This window comes from Dactylosporangium sp. NPDC051485 (assembly GCF_040682015.1).
GTDB lineage: Bacteria > Actinomycetota > Actinomycetes > Mycobacteriales > Micromonosporaceae > Dactylosporangium.
The window spans coordinates 43,766-56,594 of record NZ_JBFAZW010000056.1 but is presented as its reverse complement, the minus strand read 5'-3'; the positions used below and the strand labels follow the sequence as shown (position 1 = coordinate 56,594).

The following is a 12,829-nucleotide window of genomic DNA, read 5'->3' as shown; positions in this document are numbered from 1 at the left end:
AGGTCGAGGCGCTACAACGGAAACCGGCCGTGCGGGGCCGACGACGGTGGCAGATTGTTCGCCGTTTTGAAGAAATGCGGGATTCTGCAACGGAGACCGGCTGCGTACAACCGGCAAAGGGCGGGTTAGAGCCTGAGGTTGCGGTTCAACCGCAGGACACTACAACGGAGACCGGCGTCGTAGGGCCGGCGACGGCCGTTGAGATCCACGTAGGCGTCAATCCACGTCTTGCTACAACGGAGACCGGCGGATCGGGCCGGTGAAGGCTGCGGCGGGCAGATTCCGCACGGCACGGTGGTGGCGCTACAACGGAGACCAGCCGCGTGGCGCTGTTGGAAGGCGGCGGCGTTCGCCTCATGCTTTGCATACGCGCCAGGGCTGCAACGGAGACCGGCCGCAGTGTCGGTGAAAGAGCGCACGACCGTGACGTTCATGGGGCCGGGCAACTTGCTACAACGGAGACCGGCCGCGCAGGGCCGATGAAGGAAAGACGCCGGTTGGTGCACCGAGGACGGCCTCAAACTGCAACGGAGACCAGCCGCGCAGGGCCGGTTGTGCGCCTGATGCTTGAGCGTGTCCGCACGGGCGGCGAGCTGCAACGGAGACCAGCCGCACAGGACCGGTGAAGTTGATGACCGTATACGGGACGAGTTGGCGGCGCAGCCGGCTTGAACGGAAACCGGCCACGGGGGCCGGTGAAGGTGCGCTCCCCGTCACGATCGCCAAGATAGGGATCTTGCTACAACAGAGACCGATGCGGGTGAAAGCTGCGCCTAGTCGTGCGTGGCTGCGGCGAGTACGACGCGCTACAACGGGGACCGGCTGCGCAGGGCCGGTGAAGGTTGTGATGGGCGCGCTCGGTGCATTCTTCCTGTGGACGCTACAACGGAGACCGAGCGTGTAGTGCTGGTGGAAATGGGACGCCCGGGCGGTCGTCGCAGGTCTGTTCGGCGCTACAACGGAGAACGGCCGCGTGGCGCAAGTGTTGTAAGAAGATCGGTTCCAAGGGCACGATCACGCTGAACCCGCTACAACGGAGACCGGCCGCGTAGTACCGGTGGAAGTAGACGTCACACGTCAGGTTGGTCTGCGCCGTCTGCGCGCTGCAACGGAGACCGGCCGCGTAGCGCCGGTGTAAGCAGACGTCTGAGGCCGGTGAGCCGAATTTCATTATGGTGCTACAACGGAGACCGGCCGCGTAGTGCCGGTGGAAGCCCGTGACTATTTCCAGCGTCAGTTGCCGTTTGATCTGCTACAACGGAGACCGGCCGCGTAGTGCCGGTGGAAGGCTGTTGGAGCTGGACGAATGTTCTTTCATGATCGCTTGGCTGGTGTTCTTCCGTCGGAGTGTCTGTTTCCTCCTGCTTTCACGGTCGGAACCTCCGGCTTGGAGGCGTCGAGTTTCGGGCTCCTAGATCGTCTGGATGGTGTCGGTCGCTTTGGAGTTTTCAAGTAACAGGGTTGTGCTCTGCAGTTTTGTGTCCATCTGAGGTGTCGGCGGCGGTCTGTGGCGATGGTTAGGTCGTTAGCGTGGAGTCGATGATGGCTGTTCGAGTTCTGGGGTGAAGATGCCGTATCCGAAGTGGCTGAGTTGCCCCAGAAGGAGAGGGCCGTTGATGGGTTCGGGGAACTCGAGGTGGAGACCGAGACCAGGTCTGGCTTTGCCGAGGTGTTCGGTGAGGCGATAGCGGCGGAAGGCGCGAGCCCATTGGTCTGAGAGTCCGCTAGCGGGGTTGAGGAGGGTGACGGTGGCTGGGGGGAGGTTGCGGTAGCGCAGTTCGGCGGTGATGTCTTTGGTGAGGTAATCGTCGAGCGGTTCACGTTTGCGGTAGCGGACGGGCAGGTAGGGGGTGAGGCTGCGCCAGTGGCGGGTTGGTGTGGTGAGTTCCGGTGCGATGTGTTCGAGGGTGCCGACGGCTTGGAGGAGGAGCTCGGTGTCGGGCAGTCCTTTGATGCGGTAGGTGCTGCCTCGCTGGCCGGTGAGGGATCGGATGCCGATGATTCGGGTGACGGCGTCGATGGGGATTCCGGCGGGTGCCCAGATGATGATGGCGGTGATGGTGGCGCCGCTGTTGGGGCTGTCGGCGATGGGGATCCAGTGGGCGTGTTGGTGGTTGGTGGCGGCGCCGCCGGTGCCGAGGAGCGGGGCGGGTGTGCCGTCGAGTCGGCGGGTGACGTGGCGGTGGAGCTCGTCGGCGAGCAAGACGCCGTGGGTGCTCTTGATGGGGGTTTGGCTGAGGACTGCGAATCGGATGGCGTTGACGCTCGCGGTGCTGACTCGGCTGGTTGAGGGCTGGGTTCGGGCTGCGGCGGCCGGCGTGGTGCGGGTGTAGGTGAGCAGAGTGGTGTCGGGTGGGGTGGTGCGTCGTGCGCGGCGGACGTCGGTGGGGCTGGTTTCCAGAACTGCGCGGCGGATCGGTTGGTTGGCGACGAGAAGCCGGATGGACTCTGCGCCGTCGGAGCCGGGGGCGGGATGCCACCAGGTGTCGTCCGGGGCTGGTTGGCCCTCGGGGTCCAGGAGCCGGATCTGGCACACGGATTCGGCCCGGCCGAGGTAGGGGACCAGCTCGGCGAGTTTGGCGAGGATGTCGCGTTGTTCGGCGTTGAGTGTGGTGTTCCAGTGCACGAAGAGGTCGGCGTCTCGGGCCACGGTCAGGAAGGCATCGAGGGTGAGGTCTGTCGAACCGGTGGTGCTGCGGGTGTGGTCGGTGTCGGGCAGGTAGTGGCGGGTGTGGCCGGGGTTCGCTGGTGGCGTCCAGTACACCGGCGGGTTGCCAAGCGCGCTGAGCACCGCGTCGAGGGTGGGGGCGGGTAGGTCCGGCCAGCGGGTGTACCAGGTGGCGACGAGCGCGCGGAGGATCCGCCACGGCGACGGTGGCCACTCCACGGTGCCTTCGTTGGCGCTGCGGTCCCAGGGGGTGGCGTGGTAGCGGCCCACTGGGAAGCGGACGGCGAGGGTGACGCTCATCCTTTGCTCCGGCCGGTCCAGACGGCGGTGGTCACCGGGCCGAGGTCGTCGGCGCATTCGCCAAGCAGTTTCGTGATGCGGGTGGCGGCCTCGGTGGGGTCAGGGCGGGCGCCTTGGACGTCGACGACTTCGAGGTCGCAGGCGCTGCGCAGCCGGAGGCCGCCGTCAAGCAGCGAACCGATCTCGTAGTCGATCAGAGCTTCCAGGAGCGCAGTGGCCGGTTCGGGCAAACCGTAGGCTCGCAGTTGGGCGTGGTCGGTGGTGAAGTAGGCGGTGATCCGTCCGGCGGTGTATTCGACTCTGTGGTGCGGGACGGTGCCGTACCCCTCGGCGGTCGCGCCGTCTTTGGCCTCGTTGATGACCACGTCGCGTTTGACGCCACCGGTGACTGCCGGCCGAACGTCGTAGGCGTCGATGAAGCTGGTCACTGCACGAGTGATCCGCGGTTGCCAGGGCCAGCCCTTGCGGGCGAAGAACACGCCATGGACCAATGCGAGCGGGTCGAGGGCAAAGGAGGCGCGGGCGACCGCGCGGTTGTCGAGGGGCCGACCGGCCTGCAGGCCGAGGTGTTCACGCATCCATTCGTCGCCTTTGGTGCCGTCGATGGTGGCGTTCATGATGTAGGCGGAGGCGAGGCGGTGGGCCTCCAGCCGACTGGAGGACAGAAAGCCACCCGTGCCGTCGACGATGCGCACGTAAGGCAGGCCGTCGAGCGCGGGAACCTGCTCCGTGGTGGCCTCGTCCCAGGTGGTGGCTTCCAGCCGGTTCGCCATGGACTGGTAGGACTCCACCGCCAGGGTGCGGCCTTCGGTGGTGTCGAACTCTGCGGCGCCCAGGTCGGGGAATCCCGTCGGCTGGAAGCGGTGTCCGGCCAGCGGGCGCAGGTCGACGTGCAGCAGGGTGCGGTGGACGCTCACTGGGTCTCCTGGGCGGGTTCGTGGGATCGGCGGCTGCCGGTGGAAGGTTCGGTCTGGATCGGTCGGGCGAGGTGACGGGACAGGGTCCGCCGTGGTTGCCGGCATCGTGGCAGGAGCGCCGCGGCGATGCTAGGGCCGTGCTGTCGCAGCCCGGGCAGGGCAGGTACGGCCTGCCAGCCGCATTGTTTGAGCCGGCGGACGGCGTCGGCGTGCACGGTGTCGATCTGCCCGGCGACGAGCCTGGCCGGCCAGTCCGGCTGGAGCCCCAGCCGGGGTCCGGCCGAACGATCCTCCCGGCTCTGAGCGAGACCTTCGGCGAACGGCTGGAGCAGTCCGAGGATCGGCACGGGTATCGGTGGGCTGCCCGGGTCGGTCCAGGTGTAATCAACCCGATCCCAGTCCAGGGCCAATGAGGCTCGCAGCCACAGGTCGAGCCGGTCGTCATCGAGCTGGCCGGGTTGGACGAAGGCGTGCAGGTCGGCGTCGGGAACCCGGATGCCGGTACGGAACGTCGGGATGCCCCGCAGGTCGGCGGCGCCGCGTTCATCTGCGGCGGTCCGGCTACGCCAGATCAGTACCTCGGCCAGGACCGAACGCAGCGGCCGGAGTCCAAAGCCGGTCACCAGCGCGGTGTCGCGCCATCTGCGGTCCGGGTCGACCGGCAGCAGCAGGTGTCGCATGGTGCGCACCGGCTGCCGGACCGTGTTGGTGCTCGGCCGGGTGGCGCAGGAAGCCAACCCGACTGCGATCCGCAGTTCAGGGCACTCCGCGGCAGCCAGGACGTCAAGGAACTCCCGGGCGCTCGGTGCGGTGCGGACTGGCAGGTCGCGGCGTGCGCGGGCGCTGTGCCCGGCGGCATGTTCGAGGTTGGTGACTGCGGCGAGCATGCCGGCCAGGTGCAGCGGGCCGCCGTCGCGGGCGAACGCGACATGAGCCTGGTCGAAGCGCCGGACGGCCTGACGGATCGCGGCGCCGGTGACCCCGCCCCGGCATCGGGACACCCAGTCCTCCAGCCGGGCCGCCAATCGGACCTCCGGGCGGTGTGTGACGACGACCCGTTCGAGCGGGACGGCTGCGTGGGCCAGGCCGTTGCGGCGGTGCATGCCGTAGCGGACGAAGCCGTCCACCCCGCTGGCGACCCCGAGGGTGCGGGTGGCGGCGTAGAAGTCCACCGCCCGCTGCGCGGGCCGGCCCCGCCACGCCGCCCGGGCGTCGGTGAACAGTTGCTTGACCTCGTCGGCGGTGAACGGTCGATGCCAGGTCGGCACCCACACCTCACCGCGGGACACCTCGCCGGCCGCGCCGGTGGCAGTCCCGTCGGGGGCGTCGGTCACGGTGAACGGGACGGCGGCGCGGCCAGCGGCGTGCAGATGCCGGCGGGTTGGGCTGGCCGCGAACAGCAGCGCACCCTCCAGCAGCAGGATGTACTGCCACGGGTTCACCAGCGAGTCGGCGGCACCGAACGGCGACGAAGCAGGCCCACCCGCAGCCAGCAGATCGAACTGGCCCACCGACGCCCGTTGCAGCGGCTCGATCTGCGTGCCGTCCAACGCGTCGCGGGCGTAGGACAGGGACCGCTGCCGTGCCTTCACCGCGGGGTCGAGCATGTCGAGGAGCCGTTGGTGGAAGGTGCTGGAGAACTCCAGCCGGCCGTCGTTGCCGCCGGTGCCCAGCAGCGGCGGGAAGTACACCTGGTCATCGGTGAGGACTGCGACCGCGTCGAGCCATGGTAGGAGCTGCTCGGGGCATCGGTTGCGCAGCTCCCGCACACTGCGTTCCTTGCTCCACTCCTGATGGTGGAACCCGTCTGCGACCTGTCTCGCTACGGCGACCGCAGCTCGATACGGGTCCAGCCGGGGCGATGCCAGTGCCACCAGGGCATCGAGCGCTTGCCGTTGTGCCTTGTCTTTCAGGCCGAATCCGCTACCGCCGTTCCACGGAGTGACGATCGGGGTCGGCACGTAGCGCTCGACAAGCCAGGCAGGCAGGTCCGGCACCGTGGTGTCGACGACCAGACCGTCCGCGGTCCAGGCTGCGGTCAGGGCAGGGTCGGCCTGTTCCCCGAGGAGGCGGATCAGCCCCAGCCCTGCGAGGTAGGCACTCAACGGTGCCGGCTGCACGCCCGGCAGGGTATGGCGGGTCATCGGGCCTCCGGTAGCCCGGCGCTGGCTCGCCAGTCGGCGATCCGGACCAGCGTTTCCAGATAGGCCAGCACGAACGGCCCGTACCGGTCCCGCAGCCCTAGCGTCGTTCGCAGCCACGACCGGTCGGTTCCGAAGCTAAACATGCCCAACTCGACGGTCAGGTCTCCGGCCGGCTGGCCCAACATCGCCGGCACGGTGACGAGCTCGCCTTCGGCCAGCCCGAGCAGGGTCTTGTCATCGGTGTCGGCCGGGCCCCGCACTTGGAGCCGGAGCTTGCCGTGATGGGCAAGGACAAGGTACCGGACCAGATCTGGATCCTCGACACCGTCAAGCAGCCCGACCAGCGGCCCGTCAAGCAGCAGCAGTGACACTAGCTCGTGCCGGAACATCACCCCATCGGAGAAACGCAGCCGTCCCTCGACCCCGGCCTTCGCCCATGGCCGGCCCGCGGTCACCCACGCCGGCTCCGGAACACCGGCCAGACAGCACAACGCGTCCTGCCACCCTGGATAGCACTTCCCAGCATCGTGGGCGTACCCGGCCACCACCGCCGCCCTAGTTGCTGACGTCGCGAGCGTCAGCCGCAACGCCGCTACCAGCGCCGCCGCTTGTTCGCGCACGTCGATGCTGTGCTGCTCCAGCGACAACCACTGCGCCTGCCCGACGCTGGTGTCGTCCCGACCGAACGTATCCTTGCCGTCAACCGCCGGGACACCGTCGGATCTCGTCTGCTGCGGCGCCGGATCCGCGACCGGAGCCGGCGACACCGGATGGCTACTCGTCACGCTCAAACCGGTCCGCGGGTCGTAGCCACCGTCCCGGGCTGCGACCAGCAGTAGCTCACCGGGTCGGGCCGGGAATCGTTGCGTGACCTGCGTCCACCCACCGGTGAGCTGGTCGAACCGCCATACCGCTGCTCGTTTCGCCAGCGTCCGCAGGTCGCCCACCGGGACCCGACACCGCCACCGCTGCTCCGGCATCCTGACCCCGGACGAGGGACGGCCCGACGAATCCACCGGCGTCCACTGCGCCCACGCCACCTGCGCGTCGGAGTCCTCGGCGTCACGCACGTACGGCGCCACGTCTACGTCTCCGCCGGACAGGTCTGACGCGGTATCGAACAAGGCCAAGAGGTCCGGGCGACGCAGCACCGACACCTCCGGTTCGGTCACTGCCACCTGCCGAGCCAGCAGCCCTTCACCGGTGATCCCCACACCTTCCAACACCGTCAACTCCGCTACCGACGCCTCGACGTCGGTAGCCTCGTACGGCACCGGCTTCGCCGGCGGCAACCACCACAACTCGGCATCCACGACCCGGCCCGTGCGGTTGCACCGCCCGGCCCGCTGCACCACTGACGGCCACGTCGCCGCCTCCACGACCATCACGGCAGCGTTGAGGTCGATGCCGGCCTCGATCACCTGGGTCGCCACCACGATCCGGCCCTCGGCACCGACCTCATCGAGGACCTGTTTCAAGAGCTCCTCCCGCTCCAGCCCGCGGAACCGCGAATGCAGGAGCATCGCCTCCGGCTGACCGTCACGGTCCAAGGCCGCCAGCACCGCTTGTGCTGCCGCAACCGTGTTCATCACGACCAACGTCAACGTCCCGGCGCGGTGCCGTTGACGTACGGTCGCCGCCAACGCCCGATAGTCACCTGGCTCCACCGGCATCCGACGCACCACGCGTGTGCTGTCCAACCGCAACGCCAGCTCACCGACCCGGTCGGCCGCCTCGACCCGCACCACATCACCGTGACCAGGTGCCGGGTTGTCGATCGTGTCCAACAGCCGTGCAGAGATCGTCGCGGACATGCACGTCAACCCGAACGGCTCCGCCGTCGGCCACGCCTCTGGGCGGGTCGGATCTGCAAATGCCGCCAACTGCCGCAATGTGGTCGTCGACTCCGGGCACAGCTGGATCTCATCGATGATCCAATGCGCTCCGTTCGTGACCAGCGCGAAGTCGATCGGATACATCGCCCTCGACAGTCCGTATCCTCGGTTCAGGGCCTTACTCACCAGGGAGTCGACGGTTCCCACTACGACCGCCGGGCGGTGCATGTCCAATCGCCAATGCCGTTGGCTCTCCCCGGCACCGCCCATCACCACGTGCAGCCCGACCTCGTCGCTCAAGCCGAGCGCCGCCAACCAGCCCTCCACCTCGCCGGCGACCTGCTCAACCAATGACCGTTGCGGCAGCGCATAGATCAAGCGCCGTGGCACCGTACCGGGCGGCGCCCCATACAACAGTCGCCACAGCCAGGCCAAGATCACACCGGTCTTCCCGGCCGAGGTTGGCGCCGCGACGACAGCCGGTAACCCGTCTTGAGCGATTCGAGCCTGGTAGCCGTACGGCGGACTCCCCAACGCCTGGGCAAAGAATTGATCGAACGACGGCATGAACCCCCCAACAGGCTGAGCACCAACTGCTGGCCGCGCCCCAGCGCCTGACCACCGGGACGGTGCAACCAGCAGCCGACTCCTCGGCACGCACCGAGCACCATCGAGTTGTACACGAGGGGTACGACAGAAATTGTCCTCGCTAGATCAAACCCGTGAACGTGAATACCATTCACCGTGCTGCCGTACTCCCGCATCTCGCGCCACCGGAGCTGGTCGGCTTGTCCTCGAACACGGCGCAGTGTCGAACACCAGCGCACCGGCAACGCCCCGATAGTGTGGAGCGATGACCGACCTCCTCCCGACGCCCGGCATGGGTGGATACGAGCTGGAGGAGTTTCTCGGTGACCTGCTCAAGCGCATGGCTCGCATTCCGGGCGCCGATCCGCGACCGGTGAGCTCATCACGCAACGGCACGTCGGGGCAGAAGCAGGGCGGCGTTGACCATCGCGGCACCTACTCCGACGCGACCCGCGGTGCCTGGAGCTGCAAGGATGAGGCCAAACTCACCAACGGTCTCATCGACGAGGTCATCGGCGAGATGACCTCGGCGGGCGAGACGGCCGACAAGCGGATCATCGTCTACTCGCGTAAGGCCAGCCCAGCCGCCCGGACCAAGATCGGCAAGCACCCCGGTTGGGAGATCTGGGATCAAGCGGACCTCGGCGATCACGTCCGGTCGTTGCTGGTGCAGGACGCGCGCGCCCTGCTCGACACGCATTTCGGCGAGGTGGAGCGCCGGAAGTTCATGTCCGACGTGGGCACCGACGCGTTCGTGTTCCTCGACGCGTACTTCGCGCCGCTACTGGACTCGAACGCCCGATTCCACCACCGGGCGGGGCTCGTCGGCCGCGACACCGAAGTCGATGCGATTGTCTCGGCGCTGCGAGATCCTGCCGGTCCGCGGGTCATGTTCATCGAGGGACCCGCAGGCCGCGGGAAGTCCCGCCTGGCTCTGGCGGCCCTCGGCCAGCTCTGCGACGAACTCGGCACGGTGCCCGTGCTCGCCCGCGCCGACGGCGCAGCGCTGGACCAGCGTGCACTCGGTGAGCTGCCCGTGGCGCCGGCAATCGTCTTCGTCGAGGACATCCACCGCGACCGCGACGGGCTCGAGGGGCTGCTCCGGTACGCACGAACCACCGAGGGGGTGCGGGTCGTGCTCACCGGCCGGCCGACCGCGCGGGTGCAGTGTGAGCGGTCACTGATGGCGGCCAAGTTCAGCCTGCCCGACCTCGCGGTCCACGAGGTCACCCCGCTGACCGCGGCTGGCGCCCGGCAGCTCGTTACCGCCCTCCAGGACGACGTACAGCTCACCGCGCCGTTCGCCGAGGGCCTCGCCCAGGTCGCTCGCGTCACGCCGGCGCTCGCCGTCCTCGCGGTCGAGCTGATCCGACGCAACGAGCTCACCACCCCGCTGGCCCTCAACACGGACCTGCGGCACGAGATCATGACCCGCTACGGGGAGGCCGCCACCGACGGCGTCCAGGGTGCCACGGGCCCGCAGGCCCGCAAGATCCTGGCCACCATCGCCGCTCTGACGCCTGTCCGCCTCGGCGACCTGCCGCTGCTCGACACGCTCGCCAGCTTCCTTCGCATCGACCGCGGCGAGCTGCTGCAGGTGATCGAGACGTTGACCAAGCACGGCGTCCTGCTCAACCGCGACGGCCTCATCGGCGTCGTCCCCGATCTGCTCGGGGATCATCTCCTCTCCGAACAGGCCGTCGTCCTGGGCCAGGACAGCGGTTTCGCCGGCCAGCTCTGGCAGACGTTCCCGCAACAGCAGCTCAAGCTGCTGACAAGTCTCGCCAACCTGGACTGGCGCCTGGATCACAGTGAACCCGGCGCCGCCGCGGTACCGGATCTGTTCAGCGCCAGCTGGACCGACTTCCGCACCCGCTTCATGACCGGCGACCATGCCGTGCGCTGCGAAGCGCTCGATGCACTGTCGACCGTGGCCGCGACGCAGGGCGTCAGCGTGCTACCGCTGCTGCGGGACGCGATCGCGAATCCGGGCCCGGACATCCCGGGCGGCTGGCTGACCCACGACGACGTTCGCCGGCGCTGCGCCCGCTTGGCCGGCATCTGCGCCAGCGCCGACCCAGCGCTGCTGGCCGACGTGTTCGACCTGCTCTGGCAGCTCGCGCGGACCGACGCAAGCCCGCCCCACCAGGACCCCGACCACCCGGTGCGCGTCATCGAACAGCTCGCCGAGCTCGGCGCCGCGGACAGCCTCGCCGCCGCCGACGTGCTGTTGGACCGGGTCGCCGTCTGGCTCGCCGAACCGGCCGACACCGCATGGTGCCGCAGCCCGCTGTCGATGATCGAACCGCTGCTGGCCAAATCCGGCACCACACAGCACTGGCAGCCGGGCGCGCTCGAGTTCCGGCCCTACACCGTCGCCCCCGCCGCCGTCCGGGCGATCCGCGACCGCATGCGCCAGCTGCTAGCCGCCGCCATGGGCGGTGCCGACGTCGCCACGGCCGTCGAGGCGGCCCGCCTGCTCGGCATCGCGCTCAGCGAGCCCGTCGCCTACTTCGGCCGGACCATGCCGGACGACACGACGCTCGCGTGGGTGGACGACGACCTGCAGACCCTCGCCGTGCTCTCCGCCTCGGCAGCGGCCGCCACCGAGCCGCTGGTCCGCTGCCGCATCCGCGCCGCTGTCACCTGGACCGCCGCACACGCAATCTCGGCCGCCCTTCGCCAGGACAGCCGGGCGCTGCTGACCGCCATCGAGGCCCACGACGAGGACGAGCTCACCGACCTCCTCGCGACCGCCGACTACGACAGCAGCACCGTCGCCGATCTTCCCCCGGACTCCGGAACGGACGGCAAACCGCCCTCTGACAGCCGGAACGCCGTCGACCACTACGAGCAGACCGTGGCGCGCCGGGAACAGGCCCGCCAGCAGCTCGCAACCCGGCTCTGGCAGGACGCCGCCGACGCCGGTGCGCTGGTCGAACGGTTCGCTGAACGCCTGACCGTCATCGCCACAACCCAAACCGATCCGGCCCCCGGCCTCGAACAGACGCTACGGGCTGTCCTCGACGCCCGGCCGGACCAGCGGCGGGCCCTGTTCGACGCGATCGTCGCCGACCCGCCGAGCCCGCTCGACGCCGCAGTCGCGGTCGTGCTCGACACCCTGCTGGACGACCGGAGCGAGTTCCTGAAGGCGCTGCAGATCGCGGTCACCAGCCGGTCCACGATCGTCACCGGTGCGCTACGCGGCTTCTCCCGGGGCAGCTGGAGCGCGGTCGCAGCAGACGCATCGGCCGTGATCATTGAGGCGACGAAACACCCGGACCCGGCGATTCGCGACACCGCGATCCGAAGCACCGGCGCGATCCTGCGTGCTGACCCGCTCGGCACCGTGCCGCTGCTGCGCACGTTCGTGCCCACCGCCCCGGACGCCGTCGTTGTGGCCATCTGGATCGCGGAAGGGACGGATCCGCAGACGTGGGTGGCCGGCTTGAGCGACGCCCAACGCCGCGCCCTTCTCGACCTGCTCCGCGAACTGCCGAAGCTGAACACCACAAACCGCGGAACCCTCGTCGCACTCGCCGATCCGCTGCCCGACGACATCCTGGACGTCATCGCCGCGCATGCCGAGCGCGGCGGATCGCCGCTGCTTCGACCCGGATGGGGACTTGAACGACCCTTCGCCAACCATCCCACCGCGCTCGTCACCTGGATCCAGCACGGCACCCAAGCCGCGGGCATGCAGCGACTCCAGCGGAGCAAGATCTGGCCGGCGATCGCCGGCGTCCGCCCCACCGCCGGCGCCGCAACAGCCATCACCACGATCGCCGCAGACGGCAGCGACGACGAACTGCTGTTCCTCGCCGAGTCCCTCGCCCACTGCCCGAACTTCGTCCTCGACGAGCCCGAACGCTTCGAGGAGCTCCTAGAAGCCCTCGACCGCCACCCGGACGCCAACCACGACCAGGTCGTCGGCGAGCTGCTCGCCTCCGGCATCCCCCGCGCCTCCTGGACACCCGGACACCCAGCACAGCAGAACATCGACAACCGCGACCGTGCGCAAGCGCTCGCCGACGATGCCACGCTCAGCGACGGCGCCCGCAACCTCTACCGCGACCTGCACGCTGAACTCCAGCGCATCATCGACCGCGATCTGAAAGCCGACCAGGCCGAAATGGAGAACTAACGGCAACAACCCTGAGGGCCCTCGTTGTGCTGGCCATCACACCGCCGGAGTTGGAGCCGAACCTAGCGTCCCGGGGAAGTCGTGACGGGTAACCGGCTGGAGCCGGGTGGTGTAGACACGCGCACGCCAGAGGCACCGGCTGAGTTCCGAAGATATCGTGTGCTGCCCACCCAGGCACTTGGCTCACACCTTACCCGGCACCGTGTACACACGGGCCGTCCGCAGTCTCGCAC

Annotated in this window: 5 protein-coding genes; 1 reads left to right on the top strand and 4 read right to left on the bottom strand. The window is 68.8% G+C overall.

The features are described 5' to 3' along the window. Window positions 1-1,525: 1,525 nt before the first annotated feature. From csb2 to cas3, 4 genes are read right to left on the bottom strand one after another with little or no spacing between them, the layout of a single operon-like run. Complete coding sequence (gene csb2, locus AB0M46_RS28745; protein ID WP_363340879.1) at window positions 1,526-2,968, bottom strand: type I-U CRISPR-associated protein Csb2; 1,443 nt, start codon at window positions 2,966-2,968, stop codon at window positions 1,526-1,528. Then, the gene (gene cas7u, locus AB0M46_RS28740) at window positions 2,965-3,885 is read right to left on the bottom strand and encodes a type I-U CRISPR-associated RAMP protein Csb1/Cas7u (RefSeq protein ID WP_363340877.1); all 921 of its coding nucleotides are present in this window, start codon (window positions 3,883-3,885) and stop codon (window positions 2,965-2,967) included. The genes csb2 and cas7u overlap by 4 nt, the downstream gene beginning before the upstream one ends. After that, window positions 3,882-6,029, bottom strand: coding sequence for a type I-U CRISPR-associated protein Csx17 (csx17, locus tag AB0M46_RS28735; RefSeq protein WP_363340875.1), 2,148 nt, complete (start codon window positions 6,027-6,029; stop codon window positions 3,882-3,884). Before csx17 ends, cas7u begins: the two co-directional genes overlap by 4 nt. Next, a complete protein-coding gene (gene cas3 / locus AB0M46_RS28730; RefSeq protein ID WP_363340873.1) occupies window positions 6,026-8,431 on the bottom strand; it encodes a CRISPR-associated helicase Cas3' in 2,406 nt (801 codons plus the stop codon). The genes csx17 and cas3 overlap by 4 nt, the downstream gene beginning before the upstream one ends. A gap of 286 nt (window positions 8,432-8,717) precedes the next feature. Here cas3 and AB0M46_RS28725 point away from each other — a divergent pair, with 286 nt between their 5' ends. Beyond that, complete coding sequence (locus tag AB0M46_RS28725; RefSeq protein WP_363340871.1) at window positions 8,718-12,596, top strand: hypothetical protein; 3,879 nt, start codon at window positions 8,718-8,720, stop codon at window positions 12,594-12,596. Window positions 12,597-12,829 lie beyond the last annotated feature (233 nt).

Bases quoted from the DNA above. Each gene is read 5' to 3' on its own strand.
- csb2 (WP_363340879.1), bottom strand. From the start codon at position 2,968: ATGAGCGTCACCCTCGCCGTCCGCTTCCCAGTGGGCCGCTACCACGCC.
- cas3 (WP_363340873.1), bottom strand. From the start codon at position 8,431: ATGCCGTCGTTCGATCAATTCTTTGCCCAGGCGTTGGGGAGTCCGCCG.
- csx17 (WP_363340875.1), bottom strand. From the start codon at position 6,029: ATGACCCGCCATACCCTGCCGGGCGTGCAGCCGGCACCGTTGAGTGCC.
- AB0M46_RS28725 (WP_363340871.1), top strand. From the start codon at position 8,718: ATGACCGACCTCCTCCCGACGCCCGGCATGGGTGGATACGAGCTGGAG.